Annotated in this window: 15 protein-coding genes; 5 read left to right on the top strand and 10 right to left on the bottom strand. The window is 67.0% G+C overall.

The features are described from left to right. Positions 1–142: 142 nt before the first annotated feature. From ACP6CK_RS17420 to ACP6CK_RS17380, 9 genes are all read right to left on the bottom strand, one after another. On the bottom strand, positions 143–3,037 hold the full coding sequence (locus tag ACP6CK_RS17420; RefSeq protein WP_426954568.1) for a phospholipase D-like domain-containing anti-phage protein: 2,895 nt from the start codon (positions 3,035–3,037) through the stop codon (positions 143–145). After that, positions 3,034–3,714 (bottom strand): hypothetical protein, encoded by a 681-nt coding sequence (locus ACP6CK_RS17415; RefSeq protein ID WP_426954567.1) that lies wholly within the window; start codon positions 3,712–3,714, stop codon positions 3,034–3,036. Before ACP6CK_RS17415 ends, ACP6CK_RS17420 begins: the two co-directional genes overlap by 4 nt. Continuing rightward, positions 3,711–5,807, bottom strand: coding sequence for a GmrSD restriction endonuclease domain-containing protein (locus tag ACP6CK_RS17410; protein ID WP_426954566.1), 2,097 nt, complete (start codon positions 5,805–5,807; stop codon positions 3,711–3,713). The genes ACP6CK_RS17415 and ACP6CK_RS17410 overlap by 4 nt, the downstream gene beginning before the upstream one ends. Further along, positions 5,807–8,992, bottom strand: coding sequence for an anti-phage-associated DUF1156 domain-containing protein (locus ACP6CK_RS17405; RefSeq protein ID WP_426954565.1), 3,186 nt, complete (start codon positions 8,990–8,992; stop codon positions 5,807–5,809). The genes ACP6CK_RS17410 and ACP6CK_RS17405 overlap by 1 nt, the downstream gene beginning before the upstream one ends. A 10-nt stretch (positions 8,993–9,002) precedes the next feature. After that, positions 9,003–9,614: a DUF3780 domain-containing protein gene (locus ACP6CK_RS17400; RefSeq protein WP_426954564.1), complete on the bottom strand. Its 612-nt coding sequence runs from the start codon at positions 9,612–9,614 to the stop codon at positions 9,003–9,005. Next, positions 9,614–12,814 (bottom strand): DUF499 domain-containing protein, encoded by a 3,201-nt coding sequence (locus ACP6CK_RS17395; RefSeq protein WP_426954563.1) that lies wholly within the window; start codon positions 12,812–12,814, stop codon positions 9,614–9,616. The genes ACP6CK_RS17400 and ACP6CK_RS17395 overlap by 1 nt, the downstream gene beginning before the upstream one ends. Before the next feature lie 13 nt (positions 12,815–12,827). After that, positions 12,828–13,016 carry a hypothetical protein gene (locus ACP6CK_RS17390; RefSeq protein ID WP_426954562.1) on the bottom strand — a complete coding sequence of 63 codons (189 nt, stop codon included), beginning with the start codon at positions 13,014–13,016 and terminating at the stop codon, positions 12,828–12,830. 977 nt (positions 13,017–13,993) lie between these two features. Beyond that, positions 13,994–15,430 (bottom strand): hypothetical protein, encoded by a 1,437-nt coding sequence (locus ACP6CK_RS17385; RefSeq protein WP_426954561.1) that lies wholly within the window; start codon positions 15,428–15,430, stop codon positions 13,994–13,996. Then, positions 15,427–17,724, bottom strand: coding sequence for an argonaute/piwi family protein (locus ACP6CK_RS17380; RefSeq protein ID WP_426954560.1), 2,298 nt, complete (start codon positions 17,722–17,724; stop codon positions 15,427–15,429). The genes ACP6CK_RS17385 and ACP6CK_RS17380 overlap by 4 nt, the downstream gene beginning before the upstream one ends. 308 nt (positions 17,725–18,032) lie before the next feature. On the opposite strand from ACP6CK_RS17380, the gene recD2 reads away from it, so the two are divergent. Next, positions 18,033–20,219 (top strand): SF1B family DNA helicase RecD2, encoded by a 2,187-nt coding sequence (gene recD2, locus ACP6CK_RS17375; protein ID WP_426954559.1) that lies wholly within the window; start codon positions 18,033–18,035, stop codon positions 20,217–20,219. Between the two features lie 208 nt (positions 20,220–20,427). Then, positions 20,428–21,495: a hypothetical protein gene (locus ACP6CK_RS17370; protein WP_426954558.1), complete on the top strand. Its 1,068-nt coding sequence runs from the start codon at positions 20,428–20,430 to the stop codon at positions 21,493–21,495. Positions 21,496–21,724: 229 nt separating this feature from the next. Here the strand turns inward: ACP6CK_RS17370 and ACP6CK_RS17365 are convergent, their stop codons facing one another. After that, the gene (locus ACP6CK_RS17365; RefSeq protein WP_426954557.1) at positions 21,725–22,309 is read right to left on the bottom strand and encodes an HNH endonuclease domain-containing protein; all 585 of its coding nucleotides are present in this window, start codon (positions 22,307–22,309) and stop codon (positions 21,725–21,727) included. Positions 22,310–22,993: 684 nt separating this feature from the next. Between ACP6CK_RS17365 and ACP6CK_RS17360 the strand changes: the two genes are divergently transcribed. From ACP6CK_RS17360 to ACP6CK_RS17350, 3 genes are read left to right on the top strand one after another with little or no spacing between them, the layout of a single operon-like run. Next, positions 22,994–23,323 (top strand): DUF6634 family protein, encoded by a 330-nt coding sequence (locus ACP6CK_RS17360; protein WP_426954556.1) that lies wholly within the window; start codon positions 22,994–22,996, stop codon positions 23,321–23,323. Next, positions 23,313–25,580, top strand: coding sequence for an AAA family ATPase (locus tag ACP6CK_RS17355; RefSeq protein WP_426954555.1), 2,268 nt, complete (start codon positions 23,313–23,315; stop codon positions 25,578–25,580). The genes ACP6CK_RS17360 and ACP6CK_RS17355 overlap by 11 nt, the downstream gene beginning before the upstream one ends. Next, the gene (locus ACP6CK_RS17350) at positions 25,577–25,798 is read left to right on the top strand and encodes a hypothetical protein (protein WP_426954554.1); all 222 of its coding nucleotides are present in this window, start codon (positions 25,577–25,579) and stop codon (positions 25,796–25,798) included. Before ACP6CK_RS17355 ends, ACP6CK_RS17350 begins: the two co-directional genes overlap by 4 nt. Positions 25,799–26,223: the final 425 nt, after the last annotated feature.

Raw genomic sequence — 26,223 nt, 5'->3', positions numbered from 1 at the left:
AGGGCTCGTCCAGCGCCATCTCGCCAGGGTCAACCGCTGAGATAATCCCAAGTAGTATAAAAAGGATTCTGGCGCATCGGCGCTTCGAGCAGAGCCCTTATTGGAAGCGTATCTGGTTCACGTCCGTGGCCCGTTCTGCAAACTACCAGCCCTCGCCCAGTCGCTCGGCGATGTCTCGCCGGGACAGGACCTCAGTGCAGGTCTGCCATCCCATCTGCCAGTCGCGCTCGGCCGGAGACAGGGAAGCGCCGGTTGCCGTGTTCCCCCACCGGGCGTCGAACGCGTTGGCGCGCTGGCGACCTTCGACGAACTTCCGGAGCTCCTTTTCGAGTCCTTGCTCGTCGTCGATCCAGTCGTCGGACAAGGTGTCGGGCAACTGCCCGAAGATGTCGAACTTGTCCTTCATGCGGGCGGACAGCTTCTCGTAGATCACCTCGTCGCGGCTGCCCTCGTAGACGAGGTTCAGCATGTCCACGCTGTCCCGGGCCTGCCCGAACCGCTTGATGCGGCCGATCCGCTGCTCGAGCCTGGACGGATTCCAGGGCAGGTCGATGTCGATGAGGGTGCCGAGTGTCTGCAGGTTCAGACCCTCGCAGGCCGCGTCCGTGGCCACGACGAGGCGGATCGCCCTGTCCCTCACTGCGGCCTTGATGGCGTCCCGCTCCACGGCGTTGAAGCGCCCCTCCCGGAACACCCCGGACTTCCCGGCACCCGCGTAGAGGGCGATCGGCTCGCCCGGGAAATCCTGGGCCAGCCTCCGGGCAGCCCACTCAGCGGTATCGAAGTACTGGCTGAAGACAATGCACCCGAGCCGAAGCCAGCCACGTTCGTGCAGGTAGTGGTGGACCACCGCGTACTTCGGGTCCTCGCCTTCCTCGACGGCCGTCTCGAGCAGCGTCGTCAGCCGCCTCAGGGCCGCCATCTCCGTGCTCGAAGCCTCGGCGAGCGGCTGGAAGGCTTCCTCGGCCTCCTCGTCCTCGAGAGCCTCGATCAGGACCTCCTCGCGCTCCGGATGCTGACTTCCGAGCGCCCGGGCCGTGGCGAGACCGGCCTGGACGGACGAGCAGATGCGCTGGAGCAGGAGGCTGCGCATGAAGCCCGCCCCGCGGTTGCGGGCCATCAAGGCCTTCGTGAACTTCTCGGCCTCCTCGAACGCTTCCCGGAGGGTGTGCGAGGTCTCCACGGCGCGGCCGTTCGCCTCGAAGAACACGCGGGAGCGATGGTTCGGGTCGTCGGGGCGCGGATGGATCTCGACCGCGACGGGCTTCATTAGCCCGGCCTCCTCAAGGGACTTGCGGCGGCGGAGGACGACGTGCCGCACGACCGGGTTGTGCCGCTGCAGGAAGCCCAGCCCGTCCTCGTCACCTGCCAGCAGATCCCGCAGGTCGTCACGTGTCATCACGTCGTCGAGCTGCGTGTAGGACGCGCCCCCGGCAGAGAACCGTTCCTTCGGGATGCCCAGATCGGAGCGGATGTGGTCGAAGACGCGATGCTCGCTGGCGGGTGGCAGAGGATTGGACAGCCAGGGCCAAGCGTTGGACTCGTCGCGCGGCCGTTCCCGTCCGCTCACCAAGCCCAGGGCTGCCGGAGGATTGTTCCGCCAGGGGCTCATGTGGTCGCCGAGGACGTGGTCGGCTCCGGACGCGATGACCTTCATCAGGTCCCACAGGTCCAGCGGATCGGTCTGGATGGGCGTCGCCGTCCCGACCAGGACGTGCCGCGCCCGTTCCGCGATCCCCAGCATGAAGGTCATCAGGTTGTTCGGCTGGCGCTCGTCCTCGCCGCGCTCCTCGACGCCGCGGGCCCGATGGCCCTCGTCGAGGACGACGATTCCGTAGGCCGCCTCTCCGGGGCGGGCCCGCTTACCCATGAGAGCGCCCGCCTCGTTCTTCCAGCCGTGCTTCCCGTCGCGGCCGTGCATGATCAGGCCGGTGGAGACGATGGCGACCCGATAGGGGCACTTCACGATGTCGGCGGCGCCGTTGGTCCGGATGACGTGCCCGAGATGGTCGACCCAAACCTTGCGCGCGGACCACCACCGGGCGGACGGCACGCCGAGCCGGTCCCAGAGCTCCACCTGCCATTGCTGCGTCAGGGTGGAGGGCACCAGGATCAGTGCCGGACCGTCGTCCATCAGGGCCGTGAGCAGCGCGGCCGTGGCCAGGGACAGGGTCTTACCGACACCCACCTCGTCGGCAAGCAGCAGGCGCGCCTTCCCGTAGACCGCCCGGTGGCGGAGGAACTCCGCGACGAAGGACTTCTGCCAGGGCTGGAGACCCTCCCCGGCGCGGGCCAGCGGGGACTCCACCAGGGCCGCCCGGGGCAGGTCCGTGGCACTGCCGATGGACCATTCCGGGCAGTCCTTGAGGCGGATCTCCACCCGGTCGGCACGTCGCTCGACTTCCTGGATGACCGCGTCGGGCAGGTCCACCCCGTTGTTCCAGAGGAAGTTGAACTCGGCCTGCGTCCAGGCGACCCCCTCGGGGCTCTCGTCCTCCCACAGCAGCTCGTAATGGGTCTTCCAGCCGTGGCGGGTCTCGTTGATGGACCCCATGAAGCAGGTTCTGCGACCATCCGCGAGCGTGACGATCCCGGCCTTGCCATGCACGAGAGGGGCCGACTGCTTGTCCACGACCCGGATCTCGAGGCGCGGCTGTCCGTCACCGTCCCGGGCCCGCAGCATCTCCTTCAGGATCGCGTAGCGGTTCCCCCTCAGCAGGGTCTCCAACTCGACCGAATCCTCTCCGGCGCCGTCGGCCCACATGCGCTGGAGCAGAGCGCTCGTCCTGGCTTCCTGGGAGGCCCTGATGTCCTGGGGTGCAAGGTCGGAGTTGCAGACGATGCGGACCCGGCCGATGGAGGCGAGCTCCTCCCCGGCCACCTCGAAGATGGAGGAGCGGAAGTACCCGGCGATGCGGTCGTAGCTCCGGGCCCCTCGCAGCCTGTCCTTCAGGAACAGGTCGGACGGCATTCCGAAGCGCGAGGAGAACCGCCGCAACCCCGCGATCTGGCCGAGCGCGCCGTTCGGAGTACTCACTGCCAGCTGCCGTGCCCGGGCTGCAGCCCGGGGTAGTCGAGGTCAAGCTCGCCCGGCGGGGGCAGCGGCAGCACGGGCATCCGCTCCCCGGCGTCCAGTTCCCGCCAAGCCTCGGGACGATGGTCCACGAGGTAGATTGCATCGCGCCCCGGGGAATGGCTGTTCGAGAAGACCTCCGGCAACCATCCACGCTCGGCAAGCCCGAGCACCCGCTGGAACCAGCCTGCGTAGGCGTGGTCCCAGCCCAGGCCAGCCTGGGCGAGTTCGGGCATGCGGTGGACGAACTTGTCGGCCAGGGTGCGGGCATCGTCCTGGGCCGCATCGCGCCATTCGAAGAACTGGCTCTCCGTGGCCTGCCCGGTACCGTAGTGGGCGACCAAGCGCTCGTTCTCGGAAGGCGTCACTCCCTCGATCCGGTTGCCGGGCTGCGGGCTCCACAGGAGAGCGCCATGGTTCCGGTGGAAGTGCGTGGCGGGCGCGATCCACAGACGCCACGCACTCCCGCTGCTGTTCGGGAAAGGCATCGCGCGCAGGCGCTGGAAGCCTGCCTTGTGGAGTTCGGCCACCATGGCGAGGACGCGGACCGACCGCCGGACCAGCACATCCGGATGGCGTTCGCGCATGATCCGCGGGAGCATCTGCGGAACGCTTGGCGGCAGGTCGGCTGTATCGCTCACGAGACCTCCGCGTCTTCCATCTGCCACTCGAAGGCCTGCCCGATCAGGGCCATGACGTAGGCCATGTCGCTGTGGGCATCGACCTCGAACTCCACGTCCCCGCTCGACCAGTGTCCCAGGTTGGTCACGTCCCGGCAAAGGCCGCGGGTGTCCTGGATCTCCGCGAAGGGCATGTTGAGGTAGATCTTCAGGATGGTGGCGAAGGGCACCATGGTCAGGAAGAGGGTCTCGGCCCGGTAGACCACGTAGTGCTTCTTGAACTCCTCGGTGATCGCCTGGTTCAGCGCCATGACCTGCCCGCGCAGCTCCTGGTACAGGGCCGCTACGGGCCCGGACGAGAGCCGCGGGTGGTCGGCCAGTGTCCACTCGCTTTTCGGCTCGGACGCGACCTGGAAGGATGCCAGATCCGCCGGATCCATGGCAGGCGCCCGCCAGACCTCGACGGAGCGCTTCGCCAGCCGCTGTGCACGAGCCTGGATGGCGGCCTCGTCCCACTTCTCCACCTGCCCAAGCCCCGCGTTCAGGTGGAGAGGGCTGTGCTTGAAGCCGCATTCCGCGTCCCGCTTCGCGGCGAACGGATGGTCACTCAGTTCGGAGTTATAGGCGGTGAGGGTCAGGTTCCCGAGCGTGTGCAGGCGGGCGGCTCGGACGCTCTCCCAGTCGGGGCCCAGCTCGTCCTTCCATGCCTGCGACAGGTTCTCGTTCTGCGGCAGGATGTGCTCGATGGTGTATTCCTCGACCGCCACCCTTTCCTTGCGGCCGTGGTTCTCCATCCGCCGCAGCCAGAAGGAGCGGTTGCGGGTGTTGTAGAGGTCGCGGACCTGGATCGCCGCCTCGAACTCCTCGTCCGAGGGGAACCGACGGTACGAGGGAAGCCCGAGGAAACGGGCCGAGACGGCGCCGAGATAGCGCGTCTTGTCGAGCCCGCGGGAGAAGGTCGCGAAGGTCCGGCTGTGGGAGTTGGTCGGGATCGCGAGGATCGCACGACGGAAGACGTAGGCCTCGACGAGCCGGACAACGGCCACGAAGTCCTTCTTGTCCAGGAGCCCGGCTCGATGGTCGCCGTATGCCTCCATTAGGAAAGGGAAGGTCGCTTCCGCCTTGAGCTCGCGCACGTCCTTGAAGGCGTCGACGAGGGTCTTGTCATCCTCGCCCCGGCCCAGCGCCAAGCGGCAGTAGAGCCCCGCGGCCCGATGGATGTCGGCCACCACGGCGGCCACGTCGCGACCGGCAGCCTCCTCGGCCTTGGCATGCTCCTTGAAGGCCTCGTAGACCTCCTCGACCTTGGCGATGTCGCCCGTCCGCATGGTCAGGTAGTGGCGCATGAAGCCATCGAACTGGGTGGCGTAGGCCTCCTGGCCGAACTCGACCTCCATGGGGCGCCAGTGCTCGCGGTAGAGCTTGTCCTGGAGGGCAGGCTTCAGCCCCATCAGCACGTAGTTCCTGATGAGATCCGCCTGGCCGAGCGCCTTGCCGGTGGAGTTCAGGCTCTCGAAGATGAGCTGCGGGTTGTCGTGTCCTCGCTCCAGGGAGATGTCCACGATCAGGATACTGGCCAGCCCGCGGGCGACCACCTCCAAGTCGGCGCCCTGGAGCAGCTTCCGGAACAGCTCGAAGTTCTGGACGATACGGATGCTATGCCCGGCAGGCAGATCCGCCCCATCCACGATGGCCTGGAGGGTGACCCGGTCGGCGGCGGAGAGGAGCATCTTGTAGGCCCGCTCCCCGTCCTGGAGCGTGTCCTTCAGGTAGTAGTGCCGGAGCTTCCGGGCCTCGAAGTCGCCGGAGAGGGGGGATCCGCCCTGCGCCCGGGCGAGGGCCTCGATGAGCAGCATGAAGGTGGTGAGCCGCTGCTGGCCGTCGATGACGAGCAGGGCGGGCTGATCGGAGACGTTGTACAGCCCGTCCTGGATGTAGACGACCGACCCGACGAAGTGCGCGATTCCGTCCTTGTTGCGCCCGGCCCTGAGGACGTCGTCCCAGAGCTTGTGGCACTGGGCTTCCTCCCAACGGTAGGGCCGCTGATAGATGGGAATGACGAACTGGTTCGAGGCCCGCAGGAAGTCGAGCAGGCGGGATTCCTTGGCCTTCATCAGCCTAGCCTCTCCGTCCGGATCAGCGCCGACAGGGTGCGTGCCGCACTGGCCTCGGCCGGGCGCTGGCGCTCCAGCTTCCGGCCGAGCCAGTCGGCGATCACCATGGCGCGCTGGCGCTGCTGGGCCCAGGAGCCGAGGTTCTCGCGCAGCCCCGCGACTGCGCGCTCGCCGGACGTGACGGGATCCTCCTCCTTCTCCGCGGCCGCCCGCAGCTCGTTCACCGCGTAGAGGACGGGCCTAACCAGCCCGCCCGCGAAGGGATGTCCCGACATCAGGGACCGCTTGAACTCGGCCGCCCCCTTCAGGCGCGCCTTGTTCGGCGTCTGGTCGGCCATCAGCTCGGCCCAGCCATCCGCCCGGTAGGCCTTGGCGAAGTTCTGGTAGTCGTCGACCCGTCCCTCCGGTTTCCCCGTGGGTCGCTCGGACTCGGCCTCGACCATCTTCAGCCAGAAGCGCTCCGTCGGGACGAGACGCTCCCACATGCCCTCGTCGATGCCCTCGGGGCGCATTAATTCGGTGGCGGTCTGGACGGCGAGCGCGATCATCTCCTCGACGACCCCCTTCTGGCCCTTCACCCGAGGCCGCAGGGCTTCCCGCGTCATGTCCATGCCCTCGATGTGCGTGTAGCCGGTCAGCACCTCGAGCGCGGCGGCGTAGCCCGCCATCTGAAGGTCGGCATCGCTGAACGGGTTCTCGTCCCGCTGGAGGGCCCGGGCGCGCTGGTTCAGGCCGGTCAGGAGATCCACCTGCCGTTGGACGGCTCCGCGAACCTCCAGCACCAGCTCGTCCTTGTAGGCCCGTTCGTCTCCCTGACGCTTGCGGAGCACTAGCAGGACGGTGCCCTGGACGTAGCCGCCCCTCCTCAGTTCGCTGGTGGTCTCGGTGGAGACGTACCATGCCGCGGTGACCCTTAGCCCTGCTCCCCAGACAATCCCAGCCATGTCGGCCCAGACGCCCGCATCCTGGTGCGTGAACATGCAGACCTGCAGGCCGTTGTCCGGCATGTGCTCCGCCATGGTCCGAAAGGCGTCGACCATGTCGCAGCGGAACTTTTCACCCTTGCCCTGGATAGCGAGAGGGCGGCGGCTGTCCCAGGTCCACTGATCGAAAGGCGCGGGTGGGTTTTTCCGTAGCCATGCAATGAAGAATTCAGTGATCTCGTGGTAATGAACCGCGTCCGCGTAAGGTGGGTCATAAATCCAAAGGTCGGACATTTTATTCAACGCCGTTACCGGTGCAGTGACCAAAGACATCTCGACCGCCCCCTGCACCGGCTGTGGCGAGAACTTCAGCTTTAGGTCAAGTCCGACGCTTGATGTAAGGCAGTAATTGAGGATGGTGTTGAGAGCTTGGTTGTAGAAGGTACTGTGAGGGCCATCCATCGCACCCCCAGTCGCGCGGGGGAGGGTCGTCTCCCACCGGCACAGGCGGGATTGCCAGTCCGCCCACTCGGTGACGCTCGGCAGAATGCTCGATGCAAGTGGTGACCGCTTGATGCATGACTTCAAAATGCGCAGGAGTAGCAGGGCCCGTGGATTGAAGAGGTGGTGCCAATGGGTCCAGCCCCGAGTTCGAATGGGCTCATCGGTCTTCTCCCCCGCCTCGATGGGCATGTCAGGAACCAAACCGTCCGCTTGCCACGAGGCGAGGTTCTCCTGAACCATCCGCCGGATCGCCGCCTCTCGAGCTAGATCAGCGTCGGTCGGAGTAGCGAAGAATGTCTTCGGGCGGGACTTTCCTGCTGCCAGATCTTTCCCGTCTATCCATTGGATAGAGTATAGCCTCTCCAGCCAGACGTCTCCGCCGACCCAGGCTCCCGGCGGTGATCCGGCGAGGCTGGGGGAGGCATCCGGGTTCCATTCCGGTTCGCGTGGAGCTACATCCGAAAGGTCCCAGAGCCGGAGCCGATTGCCCCGGCCGCCTGCGGGCAGGTGTGGACCCTCGCCGTCGCCTCGTAGGCGAGCAATTGCGATGCGGTGTTCCACTTCGTCTCCGCCGGGCATGGCCGACAGCGAGTAGACCAAGTAACCGTCCCGGGCGGTGCCCAGGTCGGCTTTAGCCATCTCCTCGGCAGACGCATCCTCGACGATCTCGAGACCGAAGCGCTTCTCCAAGTGAATCGGGACCAGCTTGACCACGCAGCGGCGGCTTCGGCTTACGACCCAGGAGGGCGACATCGGCACGCGCCAACCTGTCCGGGGATCCACCGTCTCCAGGCAGTACAGATAAGCCTTGGCGTGATCTCCCTTCTCGTTGCGCTCTACTCCAAGCCCCTCAATCTCGGCGCTAACCTCCCGGGCCACCCGGGCCTGCTCGGCCACGATCTCCGCACGCCGTGTCTCGTCGGCCCCGATGACATTCACCGAGCCCCAAGTGAGCATGGCAGCAACCGGGTTAAGATCACTGGCCACCACGTCACATCCGATGCGTGTCGCTTCGAACGGAATGCTGCCTCCACCTGCAAACGGATCGCCTACGACTGGACGACGGCCAAACCGGGCCAATCCAAGCTGCTCGACGAGCTCCGGAAGGGTGGTAGCATCGGTGCCGAGACGATCGTTCGCCTTGGCTAAGACACCGGCGTACAGAGGGTCGTTCGTATTGCGCAGGTTCTCGACGCGCTCCACACGCTCAGAAATCGCGACCTGCTGTGAGAAAGACATGGCAGCGAGCGTCTGCTCACGGATGATTTCACGCTCCTTGTCGAACCGAGTCCGGGCAAGAGCGCGCTCAGCCTTGCTAAATCCTTCTTCGGCCGGGAAGCGTCGCCATATTGCGGGGATCGAGGCCCCAGTCTCGTCCTCGCGAACTAGGTGCCTCGCCTTAGCCTCCTCCGCCACGAAGCGACAGGCGGACACCTGCTGCGCCGTCACTTTGGCCTCCCGGCGGGAGATGCCCTCGGGATCCATCCGCATCAGGGCCTCAAAAAGTTCGAGGTCCCCTTCTGGGTCATCCGTCGCGGGCAACAGGCTGGCCAGCACGCAGGCGCGCACAAGGACCAGCGGCTTGCGGCCCTTCCAGTAAGAACCTAGCGCGGTGAGCGTCTGCGCCGCTCCAGCCTTCCGCTCCTTCTGGGCCTCAATGCCCACCTTTTGGGCGGGGAACACCCGCTCGATCAGCGCCGGAGCATCCTTGAGAGAGAACGGGGCCGGTCCACGAGTGGTGGCAGTCACAGTGTCCATGGGCATGGGCTCAGTGCTTCCCCGAAGGGGTGTCGAACAGGGGCAGGGCGACCTGCTGCTTCGGGGCAGCCGGACGCGGAGCGCGGGGCTCGGCTGGGCCACCCGATAGGAGCAAGGCGGCGCCGCGCATCACTCGTTCCGATGGGCGGCTCTGGAGCCAGCCCGCGAACCACCAGCGTTCCTCTGGACGGAGGGAGGCCCAGCTTGCCCCGACCGCGGCGACGTCCGCCTCGTCGGCAGCCGCAGTCGCGCAGGCGAGCAGGATCAACTCCTGACCCAGCATCCGCTCGACCTTGGTCGCGCCGGGCTTCCAGGCGCCCGGGGGCAGGCCCAGCGACCGCAGCCGCTCGTTGAATTCCCGCCGAGCGAGGTCGGCGATGGCGTTCCAGCGGGCCCGAGGGAGAACGCAGCGCTCCGTCTCGTCCCCCTGGCCAGCGGAGTGCCCGCCCACGCCGAAATCCTCGACAATGTGGACCTCACCACCGCGGATCTCGGGAATTACCACGCGGACATGGTGAGGCCACTCCGTACGCGGGCAGCCGAACCCTTCCACCTCGGTGCGCCGCGACCGGGATCCGGCCCGCGGCTTCGGGGCGGCGCGGCCGCCCTCCTGCCCGGTCATCAAACGTCGTCTCCCTGTCGAATGGCGTCACGGGGATCGTCGATGTCGATGGGCACCGCCTCCAAGAATCCGATGAGATCCTTCCCGGTCGGAAACCGGATGCTGGCCAGGGAGAGGGTTGCGGGCGCTTCCTCGACCTCCAGGGCGCTCCGGGCGGCGGTCAGGAGTCCCTTGAGATGGTCGCCGGTGACCTTGCTGCCGCTGCCGAGCGCGATGATGACGGTCCTGTCGCCCTCGCCGACCGTGATCCGCCTGCCCACGGCCGACGCCGAGGCGGCCTGGATGGCGTCCAGGGCGTCGTAGGTGCCCTTGGTGGCGGTCCAGGCGAGTTTCGCCGAGGTGAGCAGGGCAGGCCTACGCTCGTCCACGTGCTCGCGCACCGTCGGAACGCGAGGCCCAGTCACGTCGCCGCCTCCACCACCCCTCTCGCGGGTGCCGCGGACGCGGCGGTCGAAGCGGTGCTGGTTCTCCGCCTCGATGTCCCCGTCCACTGCGACGACCCGGACGTGCACGTCCTGGTCGGCCGCGACATCGAACGGGCCCTCGTACTCCAGGCCGGACGCCTTCGGCGACGAGGCGTCGGTGGTGTAGCGGACGGACGCCGCGGACGGCACGACGACGAGGGTGACCTCGCGACCGTCCACCGAGGGCTTCTCGTCGAACAGGATGGTGATCCTGTTCTTCCAGGTCGTCGAATCTCCGGTCGGGGCCGTCTTCGTCGGATCCACTGCCAGGAAGGATAGGCGCAGTTCCTTCGTCTTGAACCGGGTCTCCGTCAGCTCGGGCGAGGCTTCCGATACCACCGAGCCGACTGCCCAGTGGATCCGCGGAGACGGACCGGCGTCGAGCGCCTGGACCGAAATGGTCGCCTCTCCCGTCGTCTCGTCGTAGGACTCGGTGCTGACCGAGACGCGGGTCCGGTCAGGCTCGAAGGGCCCCTTGAGGATCTTGCCGTCGCGCTCGCGCCAGACGTCCTTGGTCAGGGCATGCTTGCGGATGGCCTCGAGCCCCCCGGGGGGCAGGAACGGAAACCGGCCGACCTCCCGCGCCCGGGCCTGGAGGTCCGACCAGGAGAGGCGCTTGTCGCTCCCCCAGAGAAGGTCGGAGGCTCGCACGAGCAGGGTGTCGAGCACCTTCTCGTCGCCCTCCACTTCCAAGTAGAGCTTGCCCGCGGCGACGAGGGCCTCCTCGACCGAGGCCTCGCCATGCAGTTCCGGCTTCTTCCCGGCCTCGCGGGCCGAGCGGAGGCTGAGCTTCGCGGGCACGAGCCGAACCAGTTTCACGGTCGCGTCGTAGGCCGGGTACCAGACCTGGTTGTAGGTGGCCTCGATGGTGGAGGTCAGGTCGAACTCCGCCATCGCCCTCTTCTTCTCGACCTCCGCATGGTTGGGGTGGTCCTCAGACAACGAGGCCAGCACCCTGGCGCAGGCGTAGATACGCCGGACGTGCTTCTCGATGTTGGCGAACTCGGTGGACGAGCCGTTGACGATGAGGAAGTTGTTCTTGTTCGGCTGCCCCATGAACAGCTCGCCCGCCAGCTTCGGCGGCACATCGCTGTCCGGGTTGATGACGATGAGCTTGCGCTCCCGGGTCAGCTCGCCCGCGATCTTCCCGACCTCCGGGAGAGCCATCACACCCTGGTAGGCCTTCTTGCGGGAGGGCACGAAGGCGTCGGACAGGCGGCGCTCCAACTCGTCGTCGATCCGGTTGCCCGGGGCATTCTCCGCCTCCCGGGCGAGCCGCTTCTCGATGGTCTCGTTCGGCGAGTAGTAGAGCCTGCCTTCCCGCGGGTCGCGGTGGAGGTGGTAGCCACCCTCGAGCTTGGTGATCGCGGCCTCGAACTCGGAGGCCGTCCGGCCCGGCGCGACGAGGTACTCGACCACCTGCTTCCCGGGCAGGCCGATCTTGTCGTCCACGTCGGGCTTCAGGGACGCGGCCAGGATGACGTTCGCTGCCTGGGTGCCCGCGTCCGAGCCGAGCTGCCGGTCGACGGTCTCGGCCACGGCCTGCCCACCCCGGGCGATGTCCTCGGTGATGGCCGGAAGGAGTTCCGAGAACGGCAGGTCGGTCGTCCGCATCTCCGGCTCGTTGAGGTCCATATGCTGGACGCCGACGAGATGGACGGTGTTCGGCCTGCCTTCGCGCCACACGCACCGCACGATGGCGCTCATCAGGGACAGCAGGCCGCGCGTCTTCCGGAACCGCTCGTTGTTCTGGAAAAGGCCGATGACCTCGCGCAGGCTCGGCTGGAAGGGATGGCAGCGCCGGATGTCCTCGGCGTACTGCTCCGGGGTCCGGGCCACGGCGCGCGAGCGGACCGCCTCGTCCATGGCGGAGGCGTAGGCCTGGGCGACCTCCTCGACCTGGTCCGGGGTAGCCAGCATCTTGAACAGCCGCCGCTTCAGGATCTCGAAGATCTCGTCCGTATTGACGGCGACCGGCTCAATGACCTTGGCGCCGCGCTTCGCCTCGCCCTCGATGTTGGCGAAGGTCTGTAAGAGGGCCCGGGACTCATCCCCGTAGGTGCCCGTGAGGCTGGAACCGACGAGCACGCAGCGAGGCAGCTTCCGCGCCGCCTCGCGCAGGTTGGCCAGGGCGTACTCGCCATGGGAAGCAAGGGTGCCGTTGCCGATCGGAACCGCCTGGGCCATGCGGAACCAGGGGGCCATCTCGTCGATGAGGATGACCGTCGGCTCCTCGCCGATCATCTCCATCCAGGCAGCCTCGTCCGGGCCCTTTGGGCCGTTCCGCCAATGCCTGCTGAAGTCGCTGTCCGCCTTGCCGAGCTGGGTGGCGATCTCGCCCCAGAAAAAGTGGTCGGGGTTGTTGCGGCCGGAGAAGGCCACGATCCGGGCGGCGCCGAAGCCGGTCCGGATGCGGATGCCCGCTCCGTCGAGCACCTTCTCGCGGACGGTCGGTGACTTCGCGATCAGGGCGAACGACACCATCAGGTGGGTCTTGCCGCCGCCCATGGCCTGGGCGAGCAGGAAGTCTGCCTGCTGGCTCTTGCCGTCGAGGCGGGCCAGGCCGGTCTCGAACAGCTGCCGCATGCCCGCGGTGACGTGGTTCCGGTCGAAGAAGGCCTCAGCATCTGCCTCGGCGGCCCGGACCGCGAGGGCGATGTCCTCGATGTCGGCCCGTCCGTCAGGCGAGAGGACATGGTCGTGCGGCACGCAGCAGTCGCGTACGGTCAGCAGCATGGACGTCTCCCGGTCAATCTTGTGGCCGCGCGTCAGCGCTGCGGGCGAGGAACTCGATGAGGGCCTTCTCGACCAGGCTGGAGGCGGAGACCTCCCTGTCGAGTGCCAGGATCTTCACGCGACGGATGACGTGGGCGTCGATGTGGACGAGGAACTGCTTCCGCCCTGCGGCATCCGTCCCCCCCTTTCCATCTTTGGCCATCCCGCCCTCCATCATGATAGGAACCTATTGTGATAGGCACATTGTCGAAAGGGCAAGGGCACGTCTCCCGTTTCGGTTGTAATTCTACCTATACGAGAGAAACGACAAATAGATGGTGGATCGCTCGAGATCGGGAATCCTTACGACAGCTTTCGGCAAGCCGGGCCGCTCAAGGGGCTCGCGCATGGCGCAGTCGCCGACCAGCCGCCCTGCTCCCCGAGCTGGCGTGATACCGCTCGTGCCTGGCAGATTTCGTAGGCATGCGTGAAGAGCTCGATGCGCGTCAGGCTTCACTGGACCGTCTAAGGACATGCGGGCGAGGCACTCGGCCACGAGCAGGCCAGCGGCGCCGTCATGAGGCGCTTCCAGCCCGAGGGATGGACCCTCTGGTCGTCCCCGGGTAGCAGGCGCCTCGCTACCGAGCGCACTGAAGCTTGAGGAGTAAGATCTGGCGCCGCGGCAGGTCCTCTGGCCCTCCCCGGCGTGTCGCCGCTCTCCAAGAAGCCGGGCTTGGTACATCCCGCGACCGCGACAGGTTCATTTCTACCGTTCGAGTTTGAGCCGGGGCCCGGCGTGCCGAAATCCCGTCCTTCCTGCTTCCCAACCGGCTGCTACCTAGGATCGGGCAACTCGGCTTCCATGGTGTTGGAGCGCCGGTGCCGCACAGCAGTGAAACCGCCGCGGGCGGAGCTGGTCGTTAGAGACCCTGATCGCCTTCCCGGGCGCGGGCCACCGCGCGGCCACCAGGGCCGGGCCAAGACGAGGCCAGTCCAGCCGCCACAGACCCTTCCTGGGCCATGCTCTAGAGCCTCGCCCCGGGGCCCGGAAAACCGGGCCGATCCCGGCCGTCTTTCTCTTTCTAGATTCGGGCCCGAATCGCGCACTGCCATCAAGGCGTTACGAGGATTTATCACTACAGATCGCGCGGAACTTCACTACAATTTGCGCTTCGAAACGTTCCGGCCTCGCGCGAGCTGTTAAGGGCGGTTCCGAGACGGTCGGGAACCGCCGGAACCTGGCGGCGACCGGGGCGGCTCCGATGAGCTACTGGGCCTCGTCGGAAATCCGAGCGCCCCCACGGGCGCCTCGCCCTGGACCTCGACCCGGCTCTCCGCTTTCCGGCCACGCCGCGGTCGCGCCTGGTCACCTGGGATCGAGCACGTACCCTCGCCCCGGGGGACGCCGGGGCCCGGTGGCCCGCGTCGGGTTCGGGAGCCTGGGGCCGGGTCGGCGGATGGCGCCGGAGTCATCTTACGGGGACGCGGGACGACCACTGCCCCGACCACCATGGGCAGGGCACAGAGGCCCCTCACGAGCGTGGCGTGCTCCTCGGTCCGGGCGGAGTCGTCCCAGACGAACGCCACGAGCGACGTCCAGCGGGGGTCCGTGCGATAGAGGGACGCGTCCTCCGCCACCTCGCTGACGATGGACTGGAAGGTCGCCTTGGGGCGGAGGAACTTGACCTCGACGATCGTGCCGAGGCTTGCGATCGTGAGGTCGGCGCGAGGGTTCTTCTGCCCCACCGAGGGAAGGTTTTCCTCATCGGTGAGGTCGGGGAATACAGGCGCCAGCAGGGCCCAGAGCAGGTCCTGAACGTGGTACTCGTTCGAGATGTCCCACCTCGCAGTCCGGGAGTGCTGCGTGAGCGGAGCTTGGTCCCAGGCCCACCGACGCATGGATCGGTGGACGCCTTCGAGCAGCCGCACGACATCAGCAGGTTCGGCCACGCCCAACCTAGCTGGGAGGCTCACCTCCGCGAGGGCGTCGAGGGCCGCAAGGGTCAGCGTGGCTTCGACAAGGTCGTCCCCCGAGAAACGGTGTGCCTGTGACCACGCCGCCGCCCGTTCCGCCTCGCTTGGCCCCGGGCCGATCCCGCGGATGGCCAGCGCTACGCGCGCGACGGGCGCCATCGCGTCCAGCGCTGGCCTCCCCGGCACCCCGAGCACCTCGGCCGCCGCCGCGAACAGGGAGCGCTCGCAGGGCGGGAGGCCCGGCAGGGCGACGCTCCTGGTGATGAGACGGCCGAGCCACGCTTCGGACCCGGCCCGGCCCAGCGCCGATGCCGCAAGGGCGACACCGAGCGCCGAGACGCCGTCCGCCTCCAAGGTCGGTGCCTGCTGAGGGCGGAACCAGGCCCGGCCCCGAAGCCAGGCGAGCCCCTTCGCCATGGCGCCGCGAGCCGCGTCGTCCAGCCCGCCGAGCGCCGCCACGTAGCCGAGAGTGCCAACGTCCGACGACGAGCGCGCCCCGGAGGCGAGCGACGCCACCGCCTCGGCCAGCAGCCGTTCCACTTCCAGGCTGTCGCCTCCCACCCATCGGACGAAGGCTCGTAGATGGTCCTGCATCCGGTCCGCCCCGGCCAGGACGGTCCGGAGCTCCGAGCGCAGCGCCGCGAGGTTCGGCCCGGAGCTCACAGGAACCAGGGCCTGCGCATGATGCGGCCGGTGACGGCGTCCCGATCCCACGCGGTAGTCTGCTCCAAGCCTGCGAGTTGCTTTGCGATCTCGTCGGCGTACAGCAGGGTGACCGGCGCACGGGAGGGCCCGAAGGTCCGCCAGGAATGGCACGCGAAGTCGGATACCTGCCGCGACAGGTAGAGCATGTCCGTGAAGGTCGAATCCTCGTGCAGCCGTAGCAGCACCGGGGCCGGGATCCCCTGGCCATCCGCTTTTACCTGCTGGCGCCCCGTGAGGGCGACCAGCCACTCCCGTTCGCCGAGCTCGATTGCCTGCCCGCGATCCGGCCCGAAGGCCCCCTTCCCGGAGCGGGCGGAGAAGTCGAGGAGGGTCCAGGGATGGTCCTCCGCAACGTGGAGGAAGGCGAAGGTCACGCGCTCCAGACCCAGGTCCCGGACCGCCTGCACGACGGCCTCGGCAGTCTCGCGCCGAACCTGCGTGAAGGCGTGGAACACGAACCGCACGCTGTCGCTCGGCCTCCAGGCGTTCTCGTCGCGAACCCTCGTGACGACCTTCCTGAGCACCTCGGTCAGGCGGGTGGGATACTCCTGGAACGGAACCACGCCCGTATGGGCGTCCAGCAGGTAGTTGCCCTCGCTCGAGAAGACCGTGGTGATCCCGACGACGCGTTCCCCCGCGCCCTTCCGCCCCGTCTTGCGGGTGCTCGAGCCGAGGCCGAAGACGAGCTCGTGGTCCGTCGAACCCTTTGTCCGCAGCAGCCAGGGCTTGCCCCCGAGCTTGGCGTAGGTCGCGAGGGATGCGTTCGCGAGCGCGCATGCCTGCTCGAAGGCCGAGAGGTGCATCATCTCCGTGGCGAGCGCCTGGGTCGGCACGTCGCGCTTCAGGAACGTCGCCTTCGCCATCCAGTACGGGCTGCTGGTCTCGGGCAGGTCCTTCCATTCACGGCGCACCTGCAGGAGCCCGAGGTTCCATGGCTGATCCCGTTCGGCCGCCACGCTCATCGCCCTCCGGGCGGCGTCGGCGTAGGCCTCCCCGGTGGCGGCGCTCGCTTCGAAGAACTCGACCGACGCCTGTTGGAGGCGGAAGCGGCCCACGAGGCCTGTCTCGTGAGGCACTAGGTCCTTGGACGAACGCACGTCTGGCATGCCGTCGAGGAAGGCCGCGACCACCTCGGAGGTCCGGCCGCGCTGTGACGCTTCGCAGACGACCGCGATCCGGAGCCGCTTCGCCTCGAAGACCTGCCGGTCGTAGGGGCCGACCTTGTCCAGCGTCCGCTGCGCCCAGGCGTCCGAATGCCTTCCGCCCGGGTCGAAGGACAGGGTCGGCTTGGCGAACTGATGGGCTGGCGGAAAGGGCGCCCCTTCACCCAGCAAGGGCCCCAGTTCGAGAGGGACGCCGCGGGCCAGCCAGAGCTTCGCGCTGCGGATGAAGTCGAACGCGCGTTCGACCCGTTCCTGCACCGCCTCTCCCCAGCGCCAGTCCGCCTCCCGCCGGGAGATCTCGGCGATGATGCGTTCCGCTCTCCTCTGCGTCAGTTCCTCGACGACCGAGTCGAAGTTGGCCCGGGTCGGCTCGAGGAACGCTTCGGCCGCCGGTATCCGGTCCGGGCCTCCCGCGTGATCCGCGAGGGTCAGCATCCCTTCTTCGACCGAAACCACCCGACCGGCGATCTCGAGGCGGTCGTCCAGGGCAGGATCGGGACGCGCGGCCCACTGGGAGACGTAGGATCCGACCAGTCCCACCCCTGCGGCCGTGAGTTCCTGGCAGGTCGCTCCGATGATGGTGCGGAGCCTCTGGACGCAGGTGAGGACGACCGTGGCACCGGCGCCCGGGAGCTCGATGACGCGGGTCTCGAACGTGATGACCACGCGCTTCGTCAGCCATGGCGGCAGGCCGAGGCTCTCCGGGACGAGGCCGAAATCCTTCTGGGTCTCCACGGTGGGTGGCTTGCGGCCCACGACCCTGTAGATGCCCCTCGTCTCCGAGATGTGGCGCAGGTGCCGGAACACCGCCTCCCGCACCAACGTCGACAGCATCCTCGGATTCCGGGCGATATCGAACTGGACTTCCGGTCCGGGAAGTACGGCGTCGTCGGACAGGGGGACGAGCGCCATCTCGTCGTCCGGCAGCCGAACCGGGAGCGACTTGCCCGCGGCCCGATCGAGGGCCTCGTTGAAGCGTTCCCGCGCGTAGGGAACCACGGCGGCGGGGATCGCCTGGCTTGGGTAAGTCACCGGCACCGAGTTGAGCCACAGCGACCCACGCCTGTGGATCCGGTCCCGATTCGTCATGCATCCGGACCATACCAAGCGCCCGTCGCAAGCCAAGGCACTCGCGAGGGTGTCGATACCCACGATCTCGGGAACCTCGAGACGCGAGCCCGGGCGGCGTGAAGACATCTGCCTAGAACCGGAACAAACTCAGGCGGCAGTGGTCCGCCCTATCGACGGACGCCGTCGGCACATGGAGCGTCCCCAGGAAAGGTCCAGCCAGCGGACTTCTGCTTGGGCCACCTATCGCTGCCGCTTATCTACGCTCCGGCGGCACTGCCAAGCCTGCTCGGCACACTGCTCCTGAAAAGGAAGGATCGATAGCTCGAATGGCTTCGGCCGTCGCGCAGAGCGCCCCGACCGAGGCCTTGGCCGGGCTGGTGGAGCGGGTCACCTACCACAACGCCGAGAACGGCTTTTGCGTGCTCCGCGTGAAGGCCCGCGGGCACAAGGACCTCGTCACCGTGGTCGGGCACGCGGCCAGCATCGCGGCGGGCGAGTGGGTCCAGCTGTCCGGCACCTGGGTCAACGACCGCAGCCACGGCCTGCAGTTCCGGGCGGGGTTCCTGAAGGCGAGCCCGCCGACGACCCTGGACGGCATCGAGCGCTACCTCGGCTCGGGGATGATCCGCGGCATCGGCCCGGTCTACGCAAAGAAGCTGGTCCGGGCCTTCGGCGAGGCGGTCTTCGACCTGATCGAGGCCGAGCCCCGGCGTCTTCGCGAGGTCACCGGCATCGGCCCCAAGCGCGCCGCCCGCATCGTCGCGGGCTGGGCCGAGCAGAAGGTGATCCGCGAGATCATGCTCTTCCTGCACGCCCACGGGGTCGGCACCTCCAGGGCCGTGCGGATCTACAAGACCTACGGCGCCGAGGCCGTCCAGGTCATCACCGAGAACCCCTACCGGCTCGCCCGCGACATCCGGGGTATCGGGTTCCGGACGGCCGACCTCGTAGCGCAGAAGCTCGGCATCGAGCCGACGGCCATGATCCGTGTGCGGGCGGGCATCTCGTTTGCGCTGGCCGAGGCCACCGGGGAGGGCCATTGCGGCCTGCCCGTGGCCGAGCTGACGGCCCAAACGGCTGCCCTGATCGAGGTGCCAGCCGCCCTGATCGAGACAGCGCTCGAGCTGGAACTCGCGGAGGGCGAGGTCGTCGCCGACACGCTGGAGGGGGAGCGCTGCGTCTTCCTCGCGGGCCTGTACCGGGCGGAGCAGGCCATCGCCGAGCGGCTGCGGGCCCTGAACCAGGGGCGGCCGCCCTGGCCGGAGATCGATGCCGAGCGGGCCATCCCCTGGGTGGAGGGGAAGACGGGCCTTGTCCTGGCGCCGAGCCAGCGGGAGGCCCTCTCGCTGGCGGTCCGCTCCAAGGTGCTGGTCATCACGGGCGGCCCGGGCGTGGGCAAGACGACGCTGGTGAACTCGGTCCTGAAGGTGCTCCGGGCCAAGGGGGTGGAGGTGGCGCTCTGTGCCCCCACGGGCCGGGCGGCCAAGCGCCTGTCGGACAGCGCGGGGCTGGAGGCCCGGACGGTCCACCGCCTGCTGGAGACCGACCCCAAGACGGGCGGGTTCAAGCGCACGGAGGAGCGGCCGCTCGAGTGTCAGCTCCTGGTGGTGGACGAGACCTCAATGGTGGACGTGCCCCTCATGCGCGCCCTGCTCCGGGCCCTGCCGGACGAGGCGGCCCTGCTACTGGTGGGCGACGTGGACCAGCTGCCCTCGGTCGGGCCGGGGCAGGTGCTGGCAGACATCATCGGGGCGGAGACTCTAGCGACCGTGCGCCTGACCGAGGTTTTCCGCCAGGCTGCCCAGAGTCGGGTCATCGTCAACGCGCACCGGATCAACGCGGGGCAGATGCCGGAACTCCGGCAGGGGGAGGGCTCGGACTTCTACTTCGTCGAGGCATCCGACCCCGAGGAGGGGGTCAGGAAGCTCATGGCGGTGGTGCGGGAAAGGATCCCCGCCCGGTTCGGGCTGGACCCTGTACGAGATGTCCAGGTGCTGTGCCCGATGAACCGGGGCGGCCTCGGCGCGAGAGCGCTCAACATCGAGCTGCAGGCGGCGCTAAACCCGCCGGGCGAGCTGCGGGTGGAGCGCTTCGGCTGGACCTTCTGCCCCGGCGACAAGGTCATGCAGGTGGCCAACGACTACGACCGGGAGGTCTACAACGGCGACCTCGGCGTGATCTCGGCCATCGACATGGAGGAAGGCGAGCTCACGGTCCGCTTCGAGGGACGCGAGGTGGTCTACTACTTCGGGGAGTTGGACGAGCTGGTGCTGGCCTACGCGACCACGATCCACAAGGCGCAGGGCTCGGAGTACCCGGCCGTGGTGATCCCGCTCACGACCCAGCACTACGCCATGCTGGCGAGGAACCTGCTCTACACCGGCGTGACCCGGGGCAAGCGGCTGGTCGTGCTCGTGGGTCAGCGGCGCGCGCTCGCCATCGCGGTGAAGAACAGGAACACCCGTCGGCGGTGGTCCAAGCTGCGGGAATGGATGACATCGTCCAAAAGCTAGACTTCGGCATCCACATGCATCGTCCAGTACTGGCCGAGAGCGGACTTTTCGATATCAAGAAGATGGAGGTGAAAAGCGGACGTTCACTGCCTGCTGACGAATGCCGAACTTAGCCAGCCGTTGAAGCCGTCCAGGAGGCTCGCCGTCGAAGACGTTCAAACCGAGCCTTGCTGACATCGAGGAGGCCACGCCATCTCGGATTACGGAGGTGCGCAGCGCCGTCGGCTTTGCTATTCTTATTGCCATGGATGAGACCAATGAGCAAGACAACGCGATGATTCCCGCCATGCGATTCGCAAGAGTTATCGCGAGCACGACATATCCGATCGTTTCGGCTTATGAATTTGAGTTCCTTCAAGAGGAAAAAATTATTCGTGAGCGATTTGGCTCTTCGACGATTTACATTATCGCACAACGTCCACTTACCTACTTTGACAATGTAGTATACGAGGCCACGAACATTTGGTTTGAAATCGCAGATGGCAACGGGACACCGCTGCCGTGTCGGATAGACTTGGCAGAGAACGGGATCTGCGAAGTCGGCGAGATCCTCGAACTTGAGATCGGCTTCCATTCTGATACGCCCAATTGTCAACAACCACACCGCAATGTCGGCGGTTTTAAGCTCTATCGTGAGAACGGTGAGTTCGTACTCTGGTGGAGCCCACAGAAATTCTTGTACGAGATGCTCGTAAACGGGCTTAAGGTTTACGTTGGTGAGGAAGCTGATCCGTACGCCTTCTTGGACTTCAGAATTCACTATATAGGTCAGAGCTTTTCGCAGAAGGTTTGGGATAGGCTCACCGGTCACACGAAGATGCAGAAGATCCTGACCCGAGAACGCGAACTCGGTTCCGCGCCCGAAGCCCGTGCACCATTTGAGATTTCCCTAATCATTCTCCAGATAACCGGAGTAGATGATATTCCTCTGATTGGGGCTGACGCAGACCATCCTCTAGCTGGCTCCAATCCGATCGTGTTTTCGCTAGATTCGAATGATGAAAGTGCATTCGAGCGTTTTATGTCCACACCCCGCGTCCAGCTCGGAGATGAGGCCTTGACGCGTGAATTAGAAGCATTTCTCATTCATCGTTTCAAGCCTACCTACAATGAAGTATTGTTTGCCAATTACCCGAACATCATCGGCGGAATGCGCTCCAAGGGCTATAGCTCGACGGAGTTCATTCTCGAACGTTTGCCTGCCTTTCTATACACCGATAACTACTCGATGGTGTCGGCAGTGAGTGAGCTGGGTGATCAGGATCGGGAACGATGATTTTCATCCATCGACGACATCCATGACGGCGGCATCGAAGAACAACCGAACACTACCCTGGATGCCAACAACCTGTTCTCAGCACTTCTCGACTCGGCGAACGAAGAGTTTCCATTTCGGCAGATTCCTCTAATCAATGGATGTCCGCTTTGGGCGCGTCAGTCTGTTTCACCGAATGACCGCAACGGGCGCGAAGCCGCCGGAGTTGATGTACTGAGGGCAAGACGATTCAGGGCTGGCCAGTCCACTCCGGCACGCCCTGATTCTGACGCAGGCGCGCTCGTTGGAGGGCTACCGCCGAACAGCTCTCTCTGAGCTCGGAGAGGTTGGACGACGCCAGCCCCGGGAGACTTGCACGCGCTTCGGAACGGAACCTGGGAGGTAGTACCCGATCATCCGGCCGCAGGTAGGCAGCGGACCACCAATCCAGGATCGCGGGCCCGGCGTGGTGCAGGGCTTCGGCCGACGGCAGTCGCTCGCGTTTTCCGTGCTGGTTCACTCGGCGGTCGGCAGGCATCAGGTTCCACAGATCACCGCACGGCCAGGCCGACCACGGCAGACAGTGGTCGACGTCCAGGGTCTCCGCCGACAACCGCCTGCCACTCCAGACGCAATGGACGGGGGTGCCTTCCTCCATGAGGACCAGCGCCCTGGAGCGGGGCAGGGCGACGTCGCGGGCCGGATCCGCCCACGTCATCGCCGCGGCCATGGTCCCGACCTCCACCGTCCTGCCCTGGGAGACGGCATACCCCTGCATCAGGCGCATCCACTCGCTGACGAGCGCCGGTTCCACCCAGACCGAGAAGCGCTGCATCGCGGTCCACAGGTGACGCGGTACCAGCATCGTGCCGAAGCTTGCGAGGGAGGCTTCATCTACGAGCAGTCCTCCGGAAGGCCTGTCCGCCCGGGTGCGCGTGGTCCCGAGAATGCGGGCCCCGCCCGGGAAGGTCAGGACTTGCGCAGGCATGCGGACGATGTGGTCCGCGGCCTCGCGCAAGGCGCCATGGAGTGAGATGGCGGCAGCCTCTCCGAGGGCGGCGCCAAGGGCGAGCTGAACGTGACAGGATCCGGACGGCCGCCCGTTGACCGCCACGTCCGGTCGACGTCGCATTCGGACGACCGTGGGTGCCTCCCCCCGCCCGTGACGGCGAAGGGACACCGGAAGACCTCGATCCCGCTCTGCCTCGACCTCGGTGGTCCTTCGGTGCTCGACCACGACGCGAACATCCCATAGGGGTCCGGGCATCGGACGATGCGCCCGTCACCAGACATATAATCCTGACAAAAGAATGAGTTAGACACCGGGGCGGGATGTTCGTTACGTGTTCCCCATGCACGACGCCCGGCTATTCCCTGACTGTCGCGCGCACGGACCGGCGGGTGTCGCCTGTGCGCGCCAGGACCGGCCTGCCGTGAACCGAATAGGCCCTGCCGCGCCCTTCTGAAGCGGCTCCGTCCTGACCGAACACTCGTCACCGACATCGAAGGTATCTCAACGATGATTCAGCTTCATCGCGGGCTCGTCCACGCACGCCCGCTCCTCGTGTTCGAGGCCGACCGCATGGAGAGGCTCGCTGCCGATCTCAGGACCATCGCGGAAGGTCGAGCACCGCAGCCCCACGATCTCGAGGAAAGCCCGGTAGTCGAACGGTGGCGCTACGTCGCCCGGACCGTCCCGACGATCGTTGGAGTCGGCAAGGGCCACCCTCGCCTGCGCGACGGCTTCGTCCAGACCACCGAGATCCTCGCCATCGACCTCGTCGGTCGGTGGGCACGCACCCTGTCTCGCTACTACGTCCTCGGCGAGGAGCGGTCCGATGACTGCTGACAAGCTCCGCAGGCGCAAGACGCCCACTCGGGGGACTTCTTCTCGGGGCAAGGCCGCTTCCGCGGGCGGTGCCGACGCGCTGGCCGATGCCCCGGTGGACATGGACTGGCCGACCTACGGCGTCCCCGTCGACGTGGTGCTTATCGGCGGCGAAGACGAGGCCAAAAGGTCCCCGCATCGGAACGGCCTCGGTGTTCGCCCCGCCGCCCAGTGCGCCCTCCTGATGCTCCAGGCAGCCGTCGAAGCACAGCCGGACTTCCTGCGGCGCTCATGGGAGCCCGGCGCGGTCTCGGTCCTGCGCGTGCCCGATGCTGCCTGGGGCGTCGAGGTCATCGCGGCCTGGGACGTCCTGGCGGAGCAGGCGATGGCAGCCGGGCCGGGCGACGAAGCGGCCTCCTTCGACGCAGTGCGACTCCGTCCGGCGGAACCGCCTGGTGCGGGACCGGAGCGAGGACGGCTGCGCCAGTCCGTGATCGCGGCCCTGGAGCGCATCCGGAAGGACGGCGCCGAGGACGAGCTCCATCTCGCCGCGCGAGCCGGAACACCGCTCGTGGCCATCTCCCACCACCCGGACGGGCTCTTCCACCCCGACCTGCTCCTGGCGGAGGACCAGCGCCTCGTCGTCGGTCGGCCCGACGGAAGGATGCTCGCGGTCGTTGCGAGAACGCTGGCGGCCATGGAGGGAAACCTGTCCGACGCCTTGCCGGTCGTGCCGCCGGAGATCGTGAAGGCTGCCGAGACCCTGACGCCAGCGCTCGTCCTGCTTGCGCGGCGCCCGGGGCAGACCGCGGACGGCTATCTCCGACGGCTGGCCGAACTCGTCCGACGGCGCGACGCGGGGGCCAGGAAGGACCCGAGGCGATCCTCCGTCACCCTGGAGACGCTTCCGGGCCTGGGCGCGGCCGAAGCCTGGGGCCGTAGCACCGCCCGCGACCTGCGTGCGTTCGCCGAAGGCAGGTTGGCCTGGAGCGAACTCGACCGCGGGGTCGTGCTGGAGGGCCCCCCGGGCACCGGCAAGTCGACCTTCGCCCGGGCCCTGGCCAACAGCGCGGGCGTCGAATTCCTCTCGACTTCCCTTGCCCAATGGCAGGGAGACCGGGACGGCCATCTCGGCACCCTGCTCGCCGCGATGCGCCGCACCTTCGTCGAGGCTCGCCGCAAGAGCCCCTGCGTGCTCCTGATCGACGAGATCGACAGCGTCCCGGACCGGAACTCGGTGAGGCACCGCCACCGCGACTACGTGGTCCAGGTCGTGGACGGGCTGCTGGAACAGCTCGACGGGGCGGCGGATCGGGAAGGCGTACTCGTTGTCGGCACCTGCAACGACTCGAGCGGGCTCGACCATGCGTTAACGCGAGCCGGGCGCCTCGAGCGTGTCATCCGGATCGCCAGGCCGGATGCGGTGGCGCTCCTGGCCATCTACCGCGTCCATCTGGCAGGTGAGCTCGCCGACACCGACTTGGCGGAGCTGGCTGGAGCCGCCGAGGCGAGGCGAGCCGTAGGTTCGGACGTCGAGCTGTGGTGCCGCGAGGCGCGGCGCTCCGCCCGGGCGCACGGCAGGTCGCTGTCGATCGGCGACCTCTGGGCAGCACAGGGTGGGCGGCCGCTCGAACGTGACGAGCAGACGCGAAGGCGGATCGCCATCCACGAGGCCGGGCACGCCATCGCCTTCGCATCCCTGGGCGCTGGCGTGCTGCACAGGGTCAGCGTGGGCCGGACCGGCGGAGGCGATTTCACCGAGTACGACCCTGGCCCCCTCGTGAGCAGGCTGCCCGTGGTGACCGCGGCCGTCGCGCAGTCCCTCATCGGAGCGCTCCTTGCGGGGCGCGCCGCAGAGGAGGAGGTCCTGGGCGCGGCGTCCGCCGGTGCAGGCGGAGCTCCGCACTCGGACCTCGCCCTGGCTACCCGGATCGCGTGCCAGACCATCGGGATGCTGGGCCTGGACGACCACCCCGAAGCACTGGTCCACCTCGGCGACGTAGACCGCCCCGGGGGCCAGGCACGGTTGCTCGCCGATTCGCAGTTCCGGGCACGGGTCGCATCCTTGCTGACCAGGAGCCACCAGGAAGCTCGGGCCCGGGTGCATGCACGCCGCGACTGCCTGGACAGGATCGTCGAGGTGCTGGTCGAGAAGGGCGACGTCGATGCCGATGCGCTCCTCCGGCTTCTCGAGCCCGGTCACGGCCACGCCACGGAGGGAACGCCTGCCTCACCCGGCGGATCCGTCGTCACTGGGCGGAAGGGTCGGTCCAGATGAGCTTGAGGCAGACAGAGTTCGAGGACGGCGAACGGCTGGGGAAGTTTGTCCTCCTGCACGACCGGGACGGGACGCTCCAGGCGCTTTCGGCCAGCGCGGTCGTCGCCGCGTGCGAGACCGACAGCGGAACCGTGCTGCTACTTCCTGGTGGTCGGATGGTGGAGGTGAACCGTTCTCTGAGAACCGTGCTGTCATGGTTCGAAGTAGGAAGGGCATGACGCGCAGCTATGCACGATAGATTCAGCCTCACGGCTCTCATAAAGAGCCTTATAGCTGAAACATTCTCAGGGCGATGTGCCACACCACCAAATTACCGGCTCACCTATACGGCCGACCAAACCCATGTCGTAAATGAAATTCGCACAAAACGCGTTCGTGAACGGCCGCGCTGCATCCGTAGACGCCCGCGGCCGTTCTATCGCTGGGTGTGTTGCAGCACACTCAGAGTACTGTATCAGCAGAGGCTGGTTCGCTTATGCGAACCGGCCTTTCTTGTGGTCAGGTTCGTAATAAAGATCCATCAGGCAAGGCTGACATCCGAACTCCTTTCGTACTAGCTGCAGAGGCACGAGCCCCCTACAGCGATGCCTCAGAATTTGCATCGCTCAAGCCAGGACGGTCAGGTGTGTTCAGGATCAAGGCG

It is taken from the genome of Muricoccus radiodurans (assembly GCF_050154705.1).
GTDB classification, from domain to species: Bacteria; Pseudomonadota; Alphaproteobacteria; order Acetobacterales; family Acetobacteraceae; genus Roseomonas; species Roseomonas radiodurans.
This window is presented reverse-complemented; position numbering and strand designations above follow the sequence as displayed.

What these genes read in the sequence shown, in the direction of transcription:
- ACP6CK_RS17390 (WP_426954562.1), bottom strand. Translation starts at nt 13,016, where the DNA reads ATGGCCAAAGATGGAAAGGGGGGGACGGATGCCGCAGGGCGGAAGCAG.
- ACP6CK_RS17365 (WP_426954557.1), bottom strand. Translation starts at nt 22,309, where the DNA reads ATGCAGCGCTTCTCGGTCTGGGTGGAACCGGCGCTCGTCAGCGAGTGG.
- ACP6CK_RS17405 (WP_426954565.1), bottom strand. Translation starts at nt 8,992, where the DNA reads ATGGACACTGTGACTGCCACCACTCGTGGACCGGCCCCGTTCTCTCTC.
- recD2 (WP_426954559.1), top strand. Translation starts at nt 18,033, where the DNA reads ATGGCTTCGGCCGTCGCGCAGAGCGCCCCGACCGAGGCCTTGGCCGGG.
- ACP6CK_RS17350 (WP_426954554.1), top strand. Translation starts at nt 25,577, where the DNA reads ATGAGCTTGAGGCAGACAGAGTTCGAGGACGGCGAACGGCTGGGGAAG.
- ACP6CK_RS17355 (WP_426954555.1), top strand. Translation starts at nt 23,313, where the DNA reads ATGACTGCTGACAAGCTCCGCAGGCGCAAGACGCCCACTCGGGGGACT.
- ACP6CK_RS17395 (WP_426954563.1), bottom strand. Translation starts at nt 12,814, where the DNA reads ATGCTGCTGACCGTACGCGACTGCTGCGTGCCGCACGACCATGTCCTC.
- ACP6CK_RS17410 (WP_426954566.1), bottom strand. Translation starts at nt 5,807, where the DNA reads ATGAAGGCCAAGGAATCCCGCCTGCTCGACTTCCTGCGGGCCTCGAAC.
- ACP6CK_RS17380 (WP_426954560.1), bottom strand. Translation starts at nt 17,724, where the DNA reads ATGACGAATCGGGACCGGATCCACAGGCGTGGGTCGCTGTGGCTCAAC.
- ACP6CK_RS17360 (WP_426954556.1), top strand. Translation starts at nt 22,994, where the DNA reads ATGATTCAGCTTCATCGCGGGCTCGTCCACGCACGCCCGCTCCTCGTG.
- ACP6CK_RS17400 (WP_426954564.1), bottom strand. Translation starts at nt 9,614, where the DNA reads ATGACCGGGCAGGAGGGCGGCCGCGCCGCCCCGAAGCCGCGGGCCGGA.